We start from the raw sequence: 21,538 nt of genomic DNA on the forward strand, positions 1-21,538 counted from the left end.
CGCATCTGCGCGGCTAGTTCGTGTAATCTGCGGCGAGTTGATAGATGCGGTCGGGCAACCACGGGTCTGCCTCCAGCCGCACCATTTCGGATTTGCTGACATCGCCCACGATCACGAACAGCTTGTGATCCTCCAGCGGGCCACCATCCCAAGCGCCCAGCCGGATCAGCAGCGGCAGGATATCGGCGGGATCGCCGGTCAGCCGCAGCCAGCCGTCGGGGCTGCCGAAATCCTGATGCCGCTGGAGCAGATCCTCGGGCCGGTCACGCGCCGGGTCCAGCGTCAGCGTGACGAGTTGCACGGGCTTGTTCAGCTCACGCCGCCGCTCATCAATATCGGTCAGATAAAGATCGGCCATCCCACAAAGTTCGGTGCAGCGCGTATAGGTGAAATTCAGCACGAAAGTGCCGTCACCGACCGCATCGCGGAAACGCATCTTGTTGCCGAACTGATCAGTGACATCGGCATCGGGCAGAACGCCATCCGCCTTGTCGATCAGCACGCCGGTTTCATCGAAGATCGCCGGGGCCTCTTCGCCTAGCGCCGGGGCGATCATCAGACATGTCGAAGCAATTGCAGCCTTGATCATTTGCCTACCTCGATAATGACAGGGTTAATTGAAATTCTCGCGGGCAGAGAAGCGTCGAAAGCGATGCTGACCAGCCCGTCCGGGATCGCGCCCAGAGATGCACGATACAGGCCCTCGGAAACGGACCGTGCGACAACCCGGTCACGCCAGCCGCTTTCGAGCGATTGCAGAACGACCGGCATATCCCCCGGCCAGATCTGGTTCACGCCGTCCTCATCCCGCAGGCTCAGCGTCAGCGCCGTTCGGTCCGTGCCTTGCGTTTCAGTTGCGGCCTGAAGCGCCAGTTGCAGCCCCACGACATACTCGCCCTGCACATCGAAGCGTGTGCAGGCGGTAAAGCGGCCCGGCCCGGCTGAAACCACCAGTTCATAAGGCCCGCCATAGGCCAGAACCGTCGCAGCGGCGTAATCGCCCGGCTCCGTTTCGCGCAAACCGCCGGACAGTTCGGCCACGGTCAGCGGCCTGCCGCCGCGAATGCGAAACCCGTTCATCGGTGCCGTCGCATTGCCGCCGCTGTCGCGCTTCACCGGAAACGCGGTCGACAGATCCGGGTGCAGCGCGAGAACGGATCCGCTGCTGTGGCCACGCACGGTTTCGATCAGAAACGGCCCCGCATCGTCGGGAATGTCTTCGACCGGCGGCCCGATGCGCACCGCTCGTACGCCCGCAGGCTCTCCCCGCCGGACCTGATCGAGATCGACCACCATCACGAAATCAAGCCGTTCCAGCAACAGAAACGCCGCATCCTCGGCAAAGCCCACCTCCCTGACCGGCTGGTTCAGCGGAGCGCGGTTCAACTCCACAGCCTGTATCACCGAAGCCGTGGCGATTTCGATGATCGAGACGGCAGAGGAATCCGGCGACCACGCCAGCGCATAAACTCCGTCGAGCGAGACCGAGATACGGGAAGCAGGCGCAGGAAGCTGCGCCTGGGTCGCCGGACGCCCGCCGTAAGACACAGCGAATGTCGTGCCGCCATCGACGAACAGAACCGCATCGGCCTCCGCAGAATGGGCGGCAGATGTGGCGTTTGCCGGCCCTTGGACCAGTGCAGTCATGTCCTCGCCCTCTCGGGCAATGAACGCGGCCCCATTCTCCAGCAGCGCGACAACACCTTCGTAACCGCCATAATCCTCGTCGGGAAAGGCGGGCTGGATGCCGCGAACCTCACCGGGAAGTTGCTTCACCACGCCGTCATCGGGGGCAATCAGCCGGTCGCCGCGCGCCATCCAGCCATTGGACGTCACCAGCATCTCCCCCGCCGCCGCAATCGGCGGCAGGATTTCCGCCTTGGCACCCAGCGTCGCGTCGATCTGCACGCGCTCGCCCCGCACAGAAGGCGCGGCGAAGGCGAAATCATCCGGCAGCGCGGTCAGCGGGCCTGCAAGATCAGGCACGGGGACCATCGCCAGAATATTTGCCGAGGCGATAGAATGCTCCCAGTCGATGATCGAGACATTGCCGTCATCATGGCGCACCGCGTAAAGCGAGCGGGCGAGATCGGTGCTCCCCCGGGGCAGCGCGCCCTGATTGACGAAATAGGACCGCGCGGCGTCACGGCAACGATCATTCGAGGCTTCAACCGGCCTGATCCAGCCGCTGAGATGTTCATCCGCGACCGGCTGTCCGCTGCCAGGATCGGACAGTCTCACCAGAATGCGGAACGGTTCCCCCGCCACTGGCCGTTCCAGCCGCGCGCCCGAGACATCGCTCAGCATAATCTCGACCTGCGCGCCGCCGCCGAAACCGGGATCCGGGATTTGCGCATTGGCCGCGCCGCAGGCGAGGATCAGGCCAACGCCGATCGGGCTTATTGTTCGGGTACGCATCTCGAACCCTCACCATCTGCCCGGACATCCAGAAGCCCCCAAGCGCCTGCCGCCTCGATATTGCGCGGCCCGTCCGACCACAGATAGCATTCCGGCCGGACCGGGGCCGTAAACGCCGCCGAGAGCGCCTTGCCCGGCGCCAACAGCGCCGAATGCGGGAAGCCGAAGCCCGGGAACATATCGTCATAGTCATTGCCGACCGTCACGAAAGCGCGCTGCCGCGCCCGTCCGCCGGGGTGAATGACACGGATCACAACCTCCTCCCCGGGCTTCGCGTCAAGCACCATCGGGTTGGATGTCAGGCCAGCTTTCGGAAAGCGAAAATCATCCTCGAACTCGAAACCGTTCAGATCGGAATGAGCCTCCGCAGGGCGGTTCTGAGACTGCCGCAGCCGTCGGTAAAACGCCGGGGCTAAATAGCTGACCGCCTTCTCGCCCCAGTCATAGGTATCGTCACAGACACCACAATCATCGACAATGGGAAGGAATTTCGTGCGCCCTGCCGGGTTCCTGGGAATGAACCGATTGGTACTGCCGTCATCCCAAAGGTTCAGCCCGTCCTGATAGAACAGCACGAACTCGCGATAACTGCGCTCCTTGTCGTTCGCATCGGTGAAGCTGATCTCGGTGTTATGGCCGTTGCCGCGATGCATATCATCGGGCTCGGGCAGCTCCGCCGGGCTGTATTCCCCCGGTCCATCCACGCCTTCAAGCCGTCCCGGATAGCGCGCGCCCTGCGGTTCGACCACAAGCGCACCGAAGAGACCATGCGACAAGTGATTGAACATATCCGCGACAGGCTTGATCGGCACAGCACCAAACGCATAGGGAATGGCACTGATGATTGCCGTCGTGTTGTCGCCAGCCTGTCCGGTCAACTCCTCGTCGTCGCCTGTCGCGTCCGGAAATTCTCCACCGATCAGCAAGGCGGTCACGCAATCGACCGTCATCTGCGCGACATTCTCCACGACACCTTCCGAGATAGGTTCGTTCGAATCAGGCCGCTCCTGAATGAACCCGAAATAGGTCTGACCAAACAACTCGATCGGGAAGACACCGGCATTGGACTCGCGGTCGCCTCCATCGTCACTGGTCAGCACCGCGTAATGCTCGCTGTCATTCCCGACAATTTTTTTCGCAACCTCATAATCATCCTCCGAACTGCCCTCGATGCCCTCATAGGCGAACTCGCGCGCTTTGCATTGAAGAAGGGCATTACTGATCGGCGAGAGATCAGTATTCTCGGTGTTTCCCATCAAACCTGCCACTTCCGGCCAATCCATCCGAAGAAGGCCCATGTAGTATTCCGCTGTCTGGATTGAACCGGGCGGTTTCGATGTGGTCGGATTGACGCCGAAAGGCAGATGAGCGTTTTCGCCGCGTGTCAGCATCGGCACCGGGACAGTGAAGGCAACGCGTGAGGACGGGCGGACATCAATATCATCCTGCTGCACCCGCACACGCGGATCGGTATCATTCTGCCCCTCCGGCTCGCTCCATGATGGCTCCACGTTCAGCTTGACCAGCTTCGGCATCGGCGCATCGCCAAGACAATCCACCACCGGACCGGCATTTCCATTCGGCGCGTGACCGCAGGCGGAAGCCGTATCGTCGGCAGATGCCGCAATCGCATTCACGACCGACAGGCGCAGACAGTCCCCCGCATTCGCGCGGATCACCATCGGCTGATCGCGGTAATATTCACGCGCAGCGGCACGCAGAGCCGGTATCTCGTCATCCGGCACACCTGTCGCCAGCCAGGGCGCGACGATATGCTTGGGAACATGCACCAGCGCCAATCCATTCGGATCGCGGAAACCGTCCTTTTTCGACGCATATTGCTGACCGCCCGGAACCGGCATTGCGACCGCAAACGCCTCAATGATCGGACCATTTTTCGGGCAGAAAGCCGGTTGCTCCACCGGAATAAGCGGCTCGGTTCCCGACCTTTCTTCCGAGCTGCGGCGGTTCTCGGGTATTGTGTTGCTCACGCGCTTCAGCACAGTACCGATCACGCATTCCGGACCATCGGGCACCGCCGCAACCCCGGCACAAGCATTTCCGCCAGACGCGGACTGGGCTTCGATCCTTCTGGTCTCATCGCGCACCGTGCTTGTTTCATAGACACGCATCAGCCCCCAGGCACCGTTCCAGAGCGCGTCCTGCGATCCGAAATTGAACATGTAGTCGAGCGCCGCAGTTCTGTCCGCCAGATCCTCCTCCAGATCTGAGCGATACTGATAGGCATATTTGCTGGGCGCTGCCGGGATCTCGAAATGTTCTGAAATGCCGACCTCCTGCGCCGCGACGAAGGATTCGATATTGTCGCAGCGGGCGACCAGCTTGTCGCGACGGTCCCAGAAGGCTGCCTTCTCGGCCGGGCTCAGCTTTCCATTCCGCCAGCGATCATGCTGCCGGGCCAGACCCTTTCGCCCCTCCTCATAACAGCTCTGCCACCACGTCTCGTGCTGGTAATCATCCGTCAGGCGGACAGAGTTCGCGGGATATTTCTGGTCGATCTGCCGCCGCCATTGCAGCCCTTCGATATTGAAGGTGTGCTGCACCTCCTGCGCGCCCTGAATCAGCCGGATCTGAATGCGCTCATCGGTATAGGTTTCCAGAAGCGGCGTGACGGGATCGCCATGTGGGCGGTTGCCCGGCGGGCCTTTTCCCTGAACCGGCCCCTGCCCCGCGGAGCCAGCGCCCATCAACTCACCGGCAAAGAACTCCGACCGGTAGACATGGGCAAGATCGCCACGCGGATCGGCAGACTGGCTGTCGATGGAGCAATCCAGCTTCCCCGCAGCCGCTGCCAGCTTGTCTTCGAGACCATCTTCAAAATCATGATCGATACCCGGCTTCTGCCAATCAGGCTGCGTCTTGGCATCCCCCCAAAGCTTAGGCTCCTCAGGGTCCCGGCGTTTGAACTGTTTTAGAATATTGGCGGGATCACGAAAGCAATCGAACGCGGTCCGGCCAGAGGCAGAGCGGCTGGAACTGAGTTTTTGAACCCCCGCTGCGGCCTCATCTTCTTCATCCGCAATATCAACTTCATCATCCTCGTCAGCTTCTTCCGCGCCCTCATTCTCGGCTTTGCCCCGGTCCTCATCCTGCTTGTCAACGACGACAGCCGCCCCGCTGCTGGCCATAACGGGCGAGAAGCTGGCAAGGATCGGCTTCAGCGCCCGCCCTGTCATCGCGGCGTCGTCCCAAAGCACCCGGCCGCGTTCAACCTCAGATGCGCGCGAGGGCTTAACCGGGGCATCCTCAGCCGGAACAGCTTCGGCTGGCGGGTCTGCGACGGGTTCCGCGTCGGTGAAATCATCAGGCAGCGCAACGCCGATCGTATAGTCATTCGCGGCGTCTTCCATCATTCGCGACGCATGATCCGCCTCGTCATCGCCATCAGACGCGCCGTCTTCCGCTGCATCATCGTCGTCATCGCTGCTCCCGGTCTCCCCGATACGCAACGGGACCGGTTCGCCGCGATAATTCACCAGATAGGGATCATGATGATCGACAGAAATCGCCTCGGGACGCTCCGGCGGGCTGACGGGTCGTGCCAGCCCCTCCCCGTATCCGGCGCGATAACGCACGAGGGCAAAGTGACGGCGCAATTCCCTGACCTCATCTTCATCGATCAGATCGCGCGCGACCATTGCCGGGGGGACGCCCTCCGTTTCGACAGCGGTCATCGACCCCCTGATTGAATAGCGCTCGATCCTGCTGTTGCAGAGTTTCTCAATCTCGCTGTCAGCCATGACCGCAAGCGCTGACGCCCGGTATTCCGCCTCGCAGACCAGCTTGGCCAACCCTTTCGGCGAAGCCTCGGCGCCGGAATTTTTCGCACCAAGCATCGCCTCGCCCGGCAGCAAGCCCGCCGCGGCGATCAGATCATCCTCATCGGCGTCGGTCGGATCATAGAGCAGGGCGAAATCCGCAATGGCGAGTGCGTATTCGCGATAATTGGGATGAAGCTCGGGATCATCTCCCTGATCGACGATCTTATGCGTCCCGACACCGCGTGCATCGCCAGCGACAAGCTCCGTCGGGGTCGTGTTCGGCTCCAGACAGGGCGTCTCGTCGGTCACCTCGCCCGGACAGACACGCTTGCCGGGCGGCTCGATCACCAGTGCCGAATAGAAACCGTGCTGTTGTATCGAAGAGGGGCCGAAATGGTCATGCGAAAACACCGTTCGCATGGTGCGATCCGCGGTCTCCTTTCCCGTTTCACTTGTCATGGACAGGATCGGATCGGCAAACCAGCGCTGAACGGAGGTCTGGAACAGGAACGGGAAATAGCCGCGCTTCATATTCCAGATCTTGTGCTTGGCGACCGGCGGCCAATCGCAATACGACATGCCCTCAGGCAGCTCTTCCACGACATATCCGTCTTTGACCGCCTCTTTGCGGGCCTGACGAATCTTCGCCTCAAGCTCCGCGAGAATTTCTTTGGCTCGGTCATCGTCAGGGTCAGCCTTCGCCCACGCACATAACCGCGTCGCGATTTCGTCAGGCGCAAAGGTGCCATCCTCGTAGTTGAAACCATTGCCAGACCCATCACCGGAGGTAACGTCGAATTTCACCAGATGGATATGCTGGCCAATCGTATCGGTCGGCGTCTGGACCTGAAAATCATCCAGTTCCAGCTCCTTCGGCAGTTCATTCGTGTGCCGGAATTCGATGCATTCGCCGGAATAGGCACGGAAGAAAAACGGCTCCTCACGGGCGGAGGGTCCACGGTTCTTATACTTGTCCGATTCAGACGTCAGAACATTGATCCGGCCCTGCGGGTCATGCCACCCGGCCTTGTTGGTCACGATATCAACCTGCACCGCAGAGGCGGCATAACGGCGGAAACCGGTCACAGCGGGGTCAGGCACGAAAGACTTCAAATCCTCCCCGAAGGGATCGGCGATCTGGGTCATTTCCTTGCCGGTCTTATATTCCTTCGGGTCCATCGGGTATCGGCCCACAAAGGAATCCGGCGCGCCGCAAGGATCCGCGAAAGGGGCACCGGGCTTGGGCGGGGCACCGTTGACCGGGAAAACCTTTTGCCCTGCAGTACCCGGTTCATCCCCGGGTGCGGCGCTCTTATACCCTCCACGATCCGGGTCGAACGCGCTTGAATTCCCATAGGCGTCACGCAGCTTGAGCGTTTTTCCGTCCTCGGTCCTGCCGTTATAATGAAATGCCATCGCGGCTTTCTCCAACGGCTCCCCGTCATTTTCGAGCGGCTTGATCCCGGCCTTGGTCAGATGGCCCGAAAAATCACCAAGCGCGAGCATCTTCGCCGTGACGCGATACAGATCGTCCTCGACCCGACGCCGCTGCGCCTCGTCAGATGTAGTGTCAATCGTCTGGTCGGTCGCCAGATCGACGGAAATTCCCAGTTCACGCTGCGCATCCGATGTCACGACATGGCGCTGCAATCCGCCGTCAAGCCATTTGGTCCCGCCCGCATCCGCAGTGATTTCGGTTCCCGCACCGCCACTGCCACCCGGAACACCCGTATCGACTGGTGCCGCGCCGTCGGTCTTCTTGTCCGGCAGCGCAGCAGCGATGTCATAGGGGGCCTGTGGCGAACGGTGACCGGGCTCTCCGGCAACGAAGAACGGATATCCCGGCACCGCCTGATCGGAGGCGACGTCGATATCGCCATCGTTGCCAGCATAGGTCGGCAGCAAGGGCGCGGCCTGATCCGGCAGCGGAACGAGCGCCGGAATGGGCGTACCCTCTGCATTTTTGATGTAACGGCCAAATTCATCGACAGAGCCCCGGCGAGGCTTGATCTTCGCCAGCACCCCGTTCTTGTCGCGTTCGAGCAATTCGGTGGACAGCCCCGGCTTTGCCTGGCCGTCCGGCAATTTACGCGATCCATCCTCCAACACGTCATGGACGCGCCACAAGGCCCACATGCCTTGCGCGAAATGCGGATAAAGATGGCAGTGGAAGATGGAATCGCCGACCGTCCGGTTGCGGTTTCCGGATCCCAGCGTCTCCCACCAGCCCAGCTCAGGCTCAGGCGGCGGCTCGCCCTCCGGCCCCGCAGGCCGGTATTTGTTCAGCCCGCCGTGATAGATGCGATAGGTGAAGCCCTGTCGCGGCGCGACGGTCTGGGAATCGAGATATGATCCGCGCCCGTCATCATTTCCCCCGAACCACTGATGCGCATGAAGATGGAAGACATGGGTTTCCTTCGGCCCGGCATGGTAATTCCGATAGACAACCGGGTCATTCAGATAGGAATGATGCACATTCGACGGATCGTCGGCATAGCGTTCCAGCAGTGCGGGATCTCCGTTTGCCCAGCTTTCGAGGAAGAATTCCTCATACAGACATTCCATGCACTGCGCAGACGGCCCGATCCCCTTGCGGTTTGCCAGCACCATCGCGCCCAGACCGCTGGCCCCGTAATTGATCGCAAACCCGTCTTTCACCCCTTCAAGCTGCGGAAACCTGCCCAGCTCTTCGAAATTGCGGGTGTAGAAGGTTTTCAGCTCATCATGAAAAACGACGGTGAACTCGCGAAATGCCGGTTTGTCGGCGGGATCGACAATGGCATTCAGCGCGTTGGAGACGATTTCATAGCGACGATCACCAAGCGGTTTGAGGAGGTTCAGAACCGGCAGTTGTTCGTCACCGACAGTCACCATCTTCTCGTAATCCAGTTTTCCCGCACGATTATGCGGGCTGTCGGCCAGATCCGCCCAAGGCCATGCCTTATCGAAAGCCGCCTTCGAGGTCTGGCTGCGATACCACTGGGTGGACGGCTGTTCCTCGGTTTGCGGCTCGACCGTCAGACTGCCGAACAACCCCTGGGTCAGCGAGCCGCCATCGCCCTCGCCACCAGCGGGCGCGGCGATGGAGTTGATGAAATACGGCCCCTCCCGCTCGGCATGCCAGTAGCAGTCGACATAGCCCTCACCCGGCCGCAATTGCCCCAGCCCGAGACAGACATCGTCGATTGCGCCGGTCGCGGGATCGTTCACCGGCCGCAACCCGTCTATGACAAAGGAAATCCCACGCGTGCGCGGCCAGTCGGTTGCCTCATCCCCGTCCACAAGAACCGGGTTTTTCGGCGCTGAATTCGCCGCGCAAAGCGCCTCGACCAGTTTCGCATTATTCTTGGCGTCAAGCCCGGCATCGCGATAGACCCCATCCTCAATCCCGGCATCACCTTCCGAGACCAGATCACGAATGCCGAACACATCCCGCACCGATCCGTCGCCGTTCCTGCAGAATGTTTCGGAATAGCCGGGCCGTCCCTCTTCCGTTCCGCCGCGCAGATAATTGCGCAGCCGCACATGCAGCACATCTCCGACATTGGCCCGCAGTGTCAGCGGACGCGGACGCTTGCAATCGTTCAGCCGCACCTGCCCCGGCTTCAGATCGGGGGACCGGCCATAGACGCCAAGATCGTCGCTACAGTCTTTGGGGAGAACTGCAGGCGTCGGTTCCATCTGCCGCTTTTTCGCCGGCACCGTATCGCCAGCGGGATCGCTTTGCGATTGGACAGGCACCAGATCGCGGGTCAGCGCGAATATCTGGCCATAAGGGTTATGCGAACCGAAACGGTTATACACCAGCATCTGATCCAGCGCCGCCACCTCAGCGCAAATGACCCGCCGCGGAAGTTTGTTATCGTCGCTCAATTCGGCAAACGAACTTACGTCCTCGGTACAGAATTCACGCGTTGTATCTTCGGCTGTTTCATCCGCGTTCTGGGCGGAAAATGCGGGCGATCCGGACCAGATCGCGGCGGTAAGAAAAGCGGGCAACAGAATGATTTTGAACATCTCGACGCCTCACATATGGCAGGCAGGAAATATAACAAATGTAATCCAAAACACCCGATTCGGGCAACAATATTAGTATTTTCATCGCTTTATTATATATATGTTACAACAAGCGCGCCGTTTATATTGTTTTAATACAGAAATCATGTTATCAAACCGGGATTGGATATTTCCGGTATTGCTGGGGTGTGCGCATGGCAAATCCGTCAATTCGCGTTTCCGACTATCCCGTTTTCAGAACCACTGCCGAAATAGAAACCTTCTTCATCCGTGCCGAACCATTCGTCGACGCAGACAAGGTTTTGGTATCGGTCAGCGCGGCACCGCAATTCGACCGGCTGGGCAGTTTTGAAGCCCTGACGCAAAGCGCAGGCGAATATGGTGCGGTCTTTGAAATCATCACCGAGATAGAACGCACCGCCTATGGTCACGGCTATGATCTGCCGCATCTGGTCATCCTGCCCTCCGGCTGGGTCGTCCTGCTCCGCCATATCGACGCAGAGATCGGCGGGCGTGGCGCCGATATCGAGATCATGATCTGCACCGAGGGTGAACGGAAGGCCACACCCGTCCTCGAAAGCCTCGTCCAGATCCTGCTCAGCCTTCAGGATGCCACCGATGGCCGAGACGCAACCAAACGCAAAACCCCGCCGCTGCAAAGCCGGCAGGATATGCCCTGGCCCGACATCTTCCCGAAGGAACTGAGCCGCGAGAATGTCGAAGACGCCTACAGCAAGCTCGCCACAAACCGCAACAAAGCCAGCGGGACCGCGTCACCCGCATCCCGTTCGGATCTGCTGGACCAGTATCTGCACTGGTTCTCACTTAACCGACCAGTCCGGCCCTCACCGGAATGGGCAGCCCGCGATACGACGCCGAGATATCGCGAACCCATGCGGGAGATTGACCTCAAACATCACTATATCAACATGCGCCTCGGTCAATTGTCCCAAACAGGACAGTTATATACCACCCCCTCCGATGTGGCGACGATCGCCCAGAAGGCAAAAGACTGGATCGACAAAAAGCAGGGTCGGCGGCTGTTGATCTACGCGCATGGCGGGCTGGTGGGGGAGAACCTCGCATGGGAATACGCCCGCGATACTGCGCCATGGTGGTTGGAGAATGACATTTATCCGATCTACTGCATCTGGGAAAGCGGCGCCTGCACCGCCATCGTGCAGGTTATCAGGGAATTTTTGGGTTTCGGAACACGCAGGGCCTTCGGCTTCGAAGACGCATTTGACGGTGCGATCGAGAAGCTGGTTCAGTTCGGCGGTCAGTCGGTCTGGGAGATGATGAAGCGCAGTGCCGAGTTGTGTTCGGCCCCCGGCGATCAATACGGCCTGACGCTTCTGGCCAGCCATCTCAAGCGCAGCTTCGGGCAAAGCAAACCCGCAATCGACCTGCTGGGCCACAGCGCCGGGTCTATCCTGCTGCTGCATTTTCTGCCCCGGCTGAAGGCGGCAGGGCTTCTGCCGAGCACATTTCAGACGCTGGCCCCTGCTGCGACAACCGCGCTCTATCGCGACCGTCTTGCCGCGCATGACCAGAACGATCTGAAATGCCGGATATACGCCATGACCGATCAGGCGGAACGCGACGATACGGTGCGCGGCATATATCGGAAATCCCTGCTCTACCTCGTAGCGCAGGGGTTCGAGGAAGATGCGCCCGTCAGGCTCGCCGGTCTCCAGAAAGACCTGACCCGCGACAAGGAACTGCTGACCCATCTCACCAAATGGTCAGGCGGGGTCACGCGGGAGGCGCTGGTGTTTTCTCCAACCCCGCCCGACACACCGAAACGGCTGCGCTCCGACGCGATCTGCCACGGCTCCTTCGACAATGACCGCGCGACCATGTGGTCGGTGATGCGGTTTATCCGGGGTGCGACGCATGAGGACGACATTTCGCGCTTCCCCGAGATAAATGATAAATACTGCCGCGCCGTCTCATCGCTGGAAACGCCGCTCCCGGACGCGGTCCGATCCTCCCTCGCCCTCATTGGCGGGCTGCGGCAGGAGCCTGAACCGGCAGCGGAAAACGGTGCCGCGCCGCAACCATCCACGATTGCCACAGCGGCCAGCGCCCGCCGCCCCTCCCGTTACGCGCTGACCGTGGGCATCAACGAATATGCCAGCGCCAACCGCCTGACCGGCTGCGTGAACGACTCCGATGGCTGGCGCGACATGCTGACTCAGCGCGGTTTCGACGTCACCCAACTGACCCGGCCCGAAGAAACCGGACGCGACCAGCTTGTGCAAAGCCTGACCGACCTCGTCGCCCGCTCCGCCGCCGGCGATACGATCATCTGGCATTTTTCCGGCCACGGGATCGAGATCATGCCCGAATTCAGCGTCGAGGACGATTTCGAAACCACCGGGCGCGATCAGGCCATCGTCGCGGCAAATGCCAGCGAAGGGCTGGACGCGCAGGTGGCCCATGCGCTGATCGACGATGACATAAACCGGATACTGGAGAATATTCACCCTCAGGCATCGCTCTATGTGTTCCTCGACTGCTGCTTTGCGGGAACCGCCACGCGCCTGTCCCTGCCCGGCCGCTCCCGCACGATGGGTACGGTCCTGCGCCCCGGATACCGCCCGCACCGCAATACATTCACGGCCCCCCTTGCAACGGCGCGCGGCCCTTATGACGGTGCCCGCCATGTCCTGTTCAGTGCCGCCTCAGCCACCCAGAAAGCCATCGAAAACGGCTCCCCGCCACAAGGGGTCTTCAGCCGTGCCGTACTGGAACTGCTGCGCAGCCAGTCCGGTCCGATGACCAACGCCGACTATAAAAGCCGCGTCAACGCCCTGATGAACAGCAACGATCAAAGCGCGGGCGTCTATTGCGATCCGGCGAAGCTCACCCAGCCCTTCCCGCTGGTCTGATCCATGTCCGGCCTGCCACGCTGCGAAGTCTCCAGCACCATCGGCCGCGACGCCGGTGTCAGCGAGAAATGCTATCCCCTGAAAGGCAACCAACCGGAGCGGCTGCGGCGCGGCGACGTGTTCACCATCGACAGCTCGGTCCCGGTCAGCAGCGGCGCATTATCCCGGCTGGCCATCCCTTATGAACCGCTCTGGCCCGGACCGGCAGGACAGCTTTTCGAGGTCGATGCGACCGACGGCGTCACGCGGATCAGCCGGGGCGCACCCGATCTCGACCGGCGCGGACCGGATGATTTCGTGTTCGATCAGGGCCAGAACGAAACCCACTGCCGAAATGTCTATTTCGCCGCAATGGCAACCTATGAAAGCTTCCGCCGCGCACTTGGCCGCCCGGTTGCATGGGCGTTCTGGCGGGAGGGAAGCTATCCGGCGCTGAAGCTGATGCCCTTCGCTGAACACGCGCTGAACGCCTATTACGACCGGAACGCCGCCGCCATCGGCTTCGGCTACGGCCCGGCAGGTGAGGAAAGCGGCCGCGCCGACCGCCGCCTGATCCGCTTTACCGCGCTGTCCAGCGACATCGTCACACATGAGGTCACCCATGCCCTGATCGACGGTCTGCGGCCCGATTACGACATGCCGATGCACCCGGATGTCTTCGCCTTTCACGAGGCGCTTGCCGATACGATCGCGCTTCTGTCGCGCTTCGAACGGGGCGGCTATCTGGGCTATCTCATGCAGCGTTCCGGCCTGTCCTTCCTGCGCGAAAAATCTCTGATCAGCCTCGCCCCGCAGCTTGGCGGGCTGATCCGCAAATCGGGCTTGCGCACATTGGATGTCGCCTGGACGGAGGCAGCCTTCGCCGATGGCGACGCGGACATGCCCGCCCGCTATGATGCCGCCCCGGAACTGCCCCATGACCGCGGCGGGCTGCTCTCCTCCGCCGTGTTCGAAGCGTTCCTGCGCGCCCTCGACCGCCGCATCTCGCCACTGATCCAGCTGGCCGAGCCGGTAAACAGCGCCGTCGGACGCTATCTGCTGGAACAGGTGCAGCAGATCGCCTCCCGCATGGCGGGTCATTTTCTGAACATCTGCATACGCGCGCTCGATTATTGCCCGCCCGCAACGATCCTGTTCGCCGATTACCTGCGGGCCATGATCACAGCCGACCGCCTGCTTGCCCCGCTGGACCGGTTCGGCTATCGCGAGGAGCTTATCGCCGCCTTTCGCCGCCGCGGCATTTACCCGGACGGCATCGACGTGGTCTCGGAAACCGCGCTCAGCTGGGACCCGCCCGAAATTCCGGTCTACCCAATCCCCGGCCTCGCGCTCTCGGCAATCCGCTACGATACCAGCCCGGTCATGCCGCTCTCCGGGGCAGAGATCCGCCGCCAGGCCCGCGCCCTCGCCCATGCCATAGATGCCGATGCACGACTGGCCCGCGCCCTCGGCCTGCGCGCGGCGGGATTTGCCGGTCCGGGCAGCAAACTCTCCGCCCCCCGGGTCACGTCGATCCGCCCGACATTGCGCGTCGGCCCGGATGGTTTCATCGATTTTTCAATGATCGCCGAAATCGTCCAGATTTGCGACACGGTTGCAGAAGATGGCCGCATGATCCGCCATCGCGGCGGCGCAACGCTTATCCTCGACCCGACCGGCACGCCCGCCCTTACCATCCGCCAGCGCATCGACAATGAACAACGCATCGAGGCGGAAAACCGATACGCGCTTCGGCAGGACACCAAGCCGCATGAAGGGAATGGAGACCTCCGCCAGCACGCACCGATCTGCCGCATCAGCCAACGCTCGCCAGTCCTTTAACCCTGTCTGGAAACAGGCTCATTTCGCGAAACACGAAACGCCATAATCTCCGGAAAAAACCGCTAACCCCCAAAACGGCATATCTTCCAAAGGTAGGAATTACCGAAGTCTTTCAAGCAAATTTCCGGCACATTAACCCTCTTGGTGTGAAACATTAACGAATCGTGCTACGCTGAACGGCGGCCTTGTAATTTTCTCGGCCATGCTAGGACAGACGCAAAATATAAAGGGGTGCAGATATGCCACAGATTCTAGGAACGACAGGCGCGGACAGCCTTGACGGCACGGAACAGGCCGACACGATTTACGGTCTCGCCGGAAACGACACGATTATCGGCAATGACGGCGCGGATGATCTTTACGGCAATGCCGGCGACGATCAATTCTGGGCCGGCACCAACGATATGGGCAATGACACCATAAATGGCGCGGAAGGCAACGACACCATCGGCGCAGGTGCAGGCAACGACTCCGTTCTCGCGGGCACCGGAAACGACACCGTCTGGGGTGCGGCTGGCGACGACAATATCCGTGGCGAAGACGGCAATGACTGGATCGGCGGCGGTGCCGACAACGACCGGCTTCGCGGCGGCTTCGGCAATGACACGATCTGGGGCAGCACCGGTTCCGATTCCATCTATGGCAACGAGGACAATGACACCATCGGGGGCGGCACCGGAAACGACTATATAGAAGGCGATCATAGCGGCCCGGTCACCGGCGGTGACGACATGCTGTTCGGCTTCGACGGCAACGATGTCATCTTCGGCAATGGCGGCAACGACACGATCTACGGCGGAAACGGCAATGACTGGTTGTTCTCCGACGACGGTGACGATGAAATTTGGGGCGGCACGGGGGACGATCTTATCGGCCTCGGCACTGCAGGAAGCGACGTGCTCGGCTTCATAACCGGCCACGGCACCGATACCGTGGTAGGCTTCCAAGCCGGCGTAGCTGACGAGGACGTCATTGATCTGCGCAGCTTCGGCCTGGCCGGTCAGCTCAGCGATCTGATCGGAAACGGCACTATCTACGACAATGGCGGTAACGTCGAAATCGTGACAGAACCCGGCTCGCTGATCATCCTCAACGGCCTCAACACTGCTGCGCTAGTCGACAACGACTTCCTGCTCTGAGGGACTGATTCCAATCAGTTTCCAACCCGGCGGGGCTTCGGCCCCGCCTTTTTATTGGGCATTTATCAACTTTGATAAAAAGCAAGCGGCGGAAATATTTCGGAAACGTCAGCGCCCCTCCATTTTCCCCATTCGCGCCCAAATCATTGATATTTATTCAGGAATATCGGCCAATTTCCGATAGCTGCGCCACAAACCTGACGCAGCGTCAAGCAGAACTGCTGAAAGCCGCATTTTAGTTCTGTACAAATATCCCTGATCCCGTGCTAGCGTTGTGAGCATTGGTAATGAAATTGTGATGCAACCACTATGTTGCATGAAAGTAAGGAGTAGCGATTATGCCGGTAATTCAGGGAACAGAAGGCCCAGACCTCCTCGCTGGCACCGAAGCGAATGATTCAATTTACGGCTATGGCGAGGCCGATACGATCTGGGGCGGCGACGGCCATGATGAGTTGCATGGCGGCGACGGCAATGACGAAATGTGGGCTGGTCTGGACGACCGTGGCAGCGATTCCGTCTGGGGCGGCGCGGGCGATGACGTGATCGGGACCGGGTACGGCGCAGATGACGTCGATGCCGGTGACGGCAATGACACGGTCTGGGGCGCGCAGGATGCCGACTCCATCCTTGGCGGCGCGGGCGATGACTGGATCGGCGGCGGCGACGGCTTCGACATTCTGCGCGGCGGCACCGGCCATGATACGGTCTGGGGCAGCACCGGCGACGACATGATCTATGGCGACGCGGGCAACGACATGCTCGGCGGCGGCGATGGTGATGATGAGCTGTTCGGCGGCGACGGCGACGACATGATCTTCGGCGCAGCGGGCGACGACATTATCTACGGCGAAACCGGCAGAGACACGCTGTTCGGCGGCGACGGTGACGATACCATCATGTCCGGTCGCTCGACAGACGAAGTCTGGGGCGGTGCCGGCGATGACCTGATGTCGTCCTCCCTCTTTGGGCCGACCACCTACGGGTTCATCTCGGGCCACGGTGACGACACGATCAACATCTTCCAGGCCGGACCAGAGACCAATGACGTGATCGACCTGCGCGCCTTTGCCTTTGAAGGCGATCTCGACGCACTCATCGCCGACGGGACCATCAAGAATGACGGCGGCTCGGTCGTGATCACAACCGAGGAGGATGCCTCGATCACGCTGACCGACATCCACACCTCCCAACTCAACGCCGACGACTTCCTGATCTGATCCAAGGAATGTCAGAGACACGAATGCGGCGGGGCCCCGGCCCCGCCATTTTCACTTTTATCTATACCCACATTCGCATTCTGCATAAGCGCGATGCAGACATCCCTTGCGAAAACCGCTTGGGCGCGCCGCCCCCCGGCATAGCGCGCAGCACAGCGCCTGCCGCCACACCCGATCCCTTCGGCGTCCCGCGCACGCGGTCGCGGGGCGCACCCGGTGCACATCCTGTGTACAGCCTGTGTACGCCCGGTGTACGCAGCGTGCCGCCGGTTTCATACCGCATTCCGGTTGCAGCCCCGCCGGGTGGCGCGTAACACTTCGCCCCGATTGCCCGATGCCAAAGTGAAGGAGCCGTCATGGTCCGCCCCCTCAAATCCGACCGCAAAGGCGCAGACAACGCCACGCGTGCCTTGGTGTTCCTGCATGGCTACGGGGCCGACGGGGCCGATCTTCTGGGCCTCGGCGACGTCCTCGCCCCGCATCTGCCGGGGACCGCGTTTTATGCCCCGGACGCGCCGGAACCCTGCGCCAATAACCCCTTCGGTCGCCAGTGGTTTCCGATCCCGTGGCTTGACGGCTCGACCGAGGATCAGGCACGCGCCTCGATGGTGCAATCGGTCGATGACATCAATTCCTTCCTTGACAAGGTGCTGACAGATGAGGGGCTGACCCCGGATCGCCTTGCAGTCATTGGGTTTTCGCAAGGCACCATGATGGCGCTGCATGTCCTTCCCCGCAGGGAAGATCCGGTTTCCTGCATAATCGGCTTCTCCGGCCGCCTGCTTGAACCGGAACGTCTGGCGACGGAGGCGCGTGTCAAACCGCCGGTCCTGCTGCTGCATGGCGATCAGGACCCGATGGTGCCGTTCAGCGATATGGGCGACGCCGCCGATGCGCTGAGCGCGGCTGAGTTCGAGGTCTACACCCATGTCATGAAAGGCACCGGCCACGGCATCGCCCAGGACGGTCTGGTCGCGGCGCTGCAATTCCTGCAAGCCCGGCTTCCCGAATAACCAGACGCACGGGATAAGCGCGCCACGACACCAGCCGGGCAAACCGCAGCTTCGTGATACGCAACGTCCGTTTCATGCGTCATCCAGCCGCAGCTTCGGCCATGCTTTGCCAATTACACCATATCATAGCCCCCTTGTTTCTTCGCGTTACCTGGAAACTAAGCCCCATAACGTGATGAAATAAAATCATAATATGCGTAAAATTGCGCATATCGCCCGTGTCACATCCCCGTCACTTATCCGGGCTAGAACAATTCCATATTCTGGGGCTTGCCTGATTTGTACCCCGATATATAGTCATAGCCAGGCAAGCTGATACGGGCTGGCAGGACGGAGCAAAACATGCTCGACGATCATCATCACGAGGATTTTCGGACGCAATTCGTGCGTGAACCGGCGGCATTGCGACAATATCCGGCGCTGGTCCTGAATGCCGATTACCGACCGCTCAGCTACTACCCGCTCTCCCTCTGGCCCTGGCAGGAGGCGATCAAGGCGGTGTTCCTCGAACGGGTCTCGGTCATCGCTGAATATGACAGCTTCGTTCATAGTCAGCGGCAGGCCTTCCGCATACCCTCGGTTGTGGTGCTGAAAGATTTCGTCAAACCCCAGAAGCGCGTGGCATTCACGCGCTTCAATCTTTTTCTGCGGGACGGTTTCGAATGCCAGTATTGCGGCTCACGCGGCGATCTGACCTTTGACCATGTCATCCCCCGCTCACGCGGCGGGGTGACAAGCTGGGAAAACGTCGTCGCCGCCTGCTCGCCCTGCAATCTGCGCAAGGCCAACCGCTCGCTGCGCCATAGCGGGCTGAAGCTGCGCCGCGAACCGGGCCAGCCGACGCCGGAAGAAATGCACTCCGTCGGCCGTCGTTTCCCGCCCAACCATCTCCATGAAAGCTGGATCGACTTCCTGTACTGGGATACCGAGCTGGAGGCCTAAAGCCTGTGATCCCGCCGGGTGACGTGAACCAGACCCGCCGCGATCAGCACAACCATTGCCAGAACCATCAGCGGCACCCCGTTCGACAGGCTGAACCACAGCGTGGCGGCGGCAGCGGCGATTACGGCAGCGATCAAAAGCAGAAAATGCGGCAGCGGCATAGCGGATCTCCTTCCACAGGCTAATATGGGCTTCTGCTCGGGCAATGGAAAGGGTTGTTTGAATATGCGGCGATAAGTTGCGAAATATGGACTATGTTCTGCATATGTTCTATGCTTGCGGCATGGCTGCGAACCGCGATCCCGATGAAATCCTGAAAGCCCGTGGCGCGGTCAGCCGTCCGGCGAATCGTTATGACCGGCTGAGCGCGGAACGCACCCATGACGGCTGGGACATCCCGGAGGAGCAGCGTTTGTTGCGGACCGAGTTTTCCGAGGAACATCCGCGCCGTATCATCACCCGCAACCAGTCGCCGGATGTGCCGTTCGACCGCTCCATCAACCCCTACCGGGGCTGCGAACATGGCTGTATCTACTGTTTCGCCCGGCCCAGCCACGCTTATTGGGGCCTGTCGCCGGGGCTGGATTTCGAGACCCGGATCACCGTCAAACCCGGTGCCGCCAAGCTGCTGGAGCAGGAGATTTCCCGGCCCGGCTACCGCGCAGCCCCGATCGCATTCGGCACCAATACCGACCCTTATCAACCCATCGAGGCCAAACGGGCGCTGATGCCTGAGATGTGGCAGGTGCTGCTGAACTGGAACCACCCGGCAAGCCTTGTCACGCGCGGCCAGACCGTGCGCCGCGATCTACCCCTGCTTGCACGGATGGCTGAGCGGCAGCTGATCCATATCGGCATCTCCATCACCACGCTGGACCCGGCGCTTGCCCGCAGTATGGAGCCGCGCGCGCCTGCCCCCGCGACCCGGCTGGACATGATCCGCGCCCTCTCCGCCGCCGGCATTCAGGTCCGCGTCATGGTCGCCCCGGTCATCCCGGTCCTGACCGAGCCGGAGATCGAGCGTATCCTTGCCGCCGCGCGCGAGGCCGGGGCGACGAATGCCAGCATGATCCCGCTGCGCCTGCCGCTGGAGGTGGCCCCGCTGTTTCGCGACTGGCTGGACCGGCACCGCCCAGATGCGGCGGCGCATGTGATGAACCGGGTGCAGGCGATGCGCGGCGGACGCGACAACGATCCGCGTTTCGGCAGCCGGATGCGCGGCGAGGGGATCGAGGCGGAATTGATGATGAAACGCTTCCGGCTGGCACGGAAACGGCTGGGCTATGCGGAGACGACGCCGCCGCTCGATTGCTCCCGCTTCGGGCCGCCGGAACGCAAGGGCGATCAGCTTTCGCTGTTCTGAAGCTTCAGCGGCCCCGGCAGACGTTCCTCCGACAGCATCACGTTTGCTTCCACCTGCCCCAGCCCCGGCAAGGTCATGATCCGGCGGCGCAGGATGCGTTCGAAATCCGCAATGTCACGCGCCACGATCCGCAGCCGGTAATCGAACTGCCCCAGCACATGCTGGACCAGTTGCACCTCCGGGATGGCGGTCGCCGCGCGCTCGAACTCCTCAAGGCTGGTACGGCCCTTGGTCGCCAGCCTGATGCCCAGAAACACGGTCACCCCGAAGCCGAGTGCGGCATTGTCCAGCACCACGCGCTGCCCGGCGATCACCCCCGCCTCTTGCAGCCGCCTGATCCGCCGCCATGTCGCGGGCTGGGTCATATTGATCGCCCGCCCGATCTCCGCCGCGCCTAGGGTCGCATCCCGCGACAGGAGTTTCAGGATCGCCAGATCGGTCGCGTCGGGCGTCATAGCGGCAGTTCCACGCTGTTCTTGATGGTGGAGACCAGCATCAGCGCATCGCTCGCCTCCACATGCGGGAGCGTCAGGATGCGTTCGCGGTAAATCTCCTGCCAATGTGCCATATCGCGGGCGATGACCGACAGGCGGAAATCGACGCTGCCGAGAAAGGTCTGGATCTCGATCACCTCCGGCACCTCGCGGGCGGCGGCGGTGAATTCGTCGAAGGCGCGCGGGTTGGTCTTGTCGAGGGTGAAGCGCAGGCTGACCTCCACCTCATAGCCCAGCTTGCGCCAGTCGATCCGCGCCTCCTGCCGCTGGATCACGCCGGAGGCGCGCAGCTTCTCCAGCCGCCGCCACAGCGTCGCCGGGGTCACACCCGCCCGCTCCGCCAGACGCGCGGCGGGCTGGTCAGGATCGGCCAGAAGCTGGCGCAGAATACGGCGGTCGGCCTCGTCAGGCATGTTTCATCCGGTTTTGTATATC

At 61.3% G+C, this 21,538-nt stretch carries 13 protein-coding genes; 7 read left to right on the forward strand and 6 right to left on the reverse strand.

Annotated features, from left to right (window positions below):
- Positions 1-13 precede the first annotated feature (13 nt).
- The 3 genes from PAF12_RS08620 to PAF12_RS08630 are packed head-to-tail and all read right to left on the reverse strand — an operon-like array spanning position 14 to position 10,217.
- Positions 14-589 (reverse strand): SCO family protein, encoded by a 576-nt coding sequence (locus PAF12_RS08620; protein ID WP_271106533.1) that lies wholly within the window; start codon positions 587-589, stop codon positions 14-16.
- Positions 586-2,418 (reverse strand): hypothetical protein, encoded by a 1,833-nt coding sequence (locus tag PAF12_RS08625; protein ID WP_271106534.1) that lies wholly within the window; start codon positions 2,416-2,418, stop codon positions 586-588. Before PAF12_RS08625 ends, PAF12_RS08620 begins: the two co-directional genes overlap by 4 nt.
- Positions 2,400-10,217, reverse strand: a complete 7,818-nt coding sequence (locus tag PAF12_RS08630; RefSeq protein ID WP_271106535.1) for a hypothetical protein — start codon at positions 10,215-10,217, stop codon at positions 2,400-2,402. The genes PAF12_RS08625 and PAF12_RS08630 overlap by 19 nt, the downstream gene beginning before the upstream one ends.
- A 194-nt stretch (positions 10,218-10,411) precedes the next feature.
- Between PAF12_RS08630 and PAF12_RS08635 the strand changes: the two genes are divergently transcribed.
- The 6 genes from PAF12_RS08635 (at position 10,412) to PAF12_RS08660 (ending at position 19,246) form a co-directional block, all read left to right on the forward strand.
- Entirely contained in the window at positions 10,412-13,111 is a 2,700-nt protein-coding gene (locus tag PAF12_RS08635; protein WP_271106536.1) for a caspase family protein, read from the forward strand.
- Positions 13,112-13,114: 3 nt separating this feature from the next.
- Positions 13,115-14,932, forward strand: coding sequence for a hypothetical protein (locus PAF12_RS08640; protein ID WP_271106537.1), 1,818 nt, complete (start codon positions 13,115-13,117; stop codon positions 14,930-14,932).
- 239 nt (positions 14,933-15,171) lie between these two features.
- A complete protein-coding gene (locus tag PAF12_RS08645) occupies positions 15,172-16,071 on the forward strand; it encodes a calcium-binding protein (RefSeq protein ID WP_271106538.1) in 900 nt (299 codons plus the stop codon).
- A 338-nt stretch (positions 16,072-16,409) separates the two neighbouring features.
- Positions 16,410-17,291: a calcium-binding protein gene (locus PAF12_RS08650; protein ID WP_271106539.1), complete on the forward strand. Its 882-nt coding sequence runs from the start codon at positions 16,410-16,412 to the stop codon at positions 17,289-17,291.
- Positions 17,292-17,647: 356 nt separating this feature from the next.
- Positions 17,648-18,304: an alpha/beta hydrolase gene (locus tag PAF12_RS08655; RefSeq protein WP_271106540.1), complete on the forward strand. Its 657-nt coding sequence runs from the start codon at positions 17,648-17,650 to the stop codon at positions 18,302-18,304.
- A 342-nt stretch (positions 18,305-18,646) separates the two neighbouring features.
- On the forward strand, positions 18,647-19,246 hold the full coding sequence (locus PAF12_RS08660; RefSeq protein ID WP_271106541.1) for an HNH endonuclease: 600 nt from the start codon (positions 18,647-18,649) through the stop codon (positions 19,244-19,246).
- Here the strand turns inward: PAF12_RS08660 and PAF12_RS08665 are convergent.
- A complete protein-coding gene (locus PAF12_RS08665; RefSeq protein ID WP_271106542.1) occupies positions 19,243-19,407 on the reverse strand; it encodes a hypothetical protein in 165 nt (54 codons plus the stop codon). The genes PAF12_RS08660 and PAF12_RS08665 overlap by 4 nt on opposite strands.
- Positions 19,408-19,529: 122 nt before the next feature.
- On the opposite strand from PAF12_RS08665, the gene PAF12_RS08670 reads away from it, so the two are divergent.
- Positions 19,530-20,609: a PA0069 family radical SAM protein gene (locus PAF12_RS08670; protein WP_271109678.1), complete on the forward strand. Its 1,080-nt coding sequence runs from the start codon at positions 19,530-19,532 to the stop codon at positions 20,607-20,609.
- Here the strand turns inward: PAF12_RS08670 and PAF12_RS08675 are convergent.
- The gene (locus PAF12_RS08675; protein ID WP_271106543.1) at positions 20,591-21,064 is read right to left on the reverse strand and encodes an Lrp/AsnC family transcriptional regulator; all 474 of its coding nucleotides are present in this window, start codon (positions 21,062-21,064) and stop codon (positions 20,591-20,593) included. The genes PAF12_RS08670 and PAF12_RS08675 overlap by 19 nt on opposite strands.
- Complete coding sequence (locus PAF12_RS08680; protein ID WP_271106544.1) at positions 21,061-21,516, reverse strand: Lrp/AsnC family transcriptional regulator; 456 nt, start codon at positions 21,514-21,516, stop codon at positions 21,061-21,063. Before PAF12_RS08680 ends, PAF12_RS08675 begins: the two co-directional genes overlap by 4 nt.
- Between the last annotated feature and the right edge of the window lie 22 nt (positions 21,517-21,538).

Source organism: Paracoccus sp. SCSIO 75233 (genome assembly GCF_027912675.1).
Lineage (GTDB): Bacteria > Pseudomonadota > Alphaproteobacteria > Rhodobacterales > Rhodobacteraceae > Paracoccus.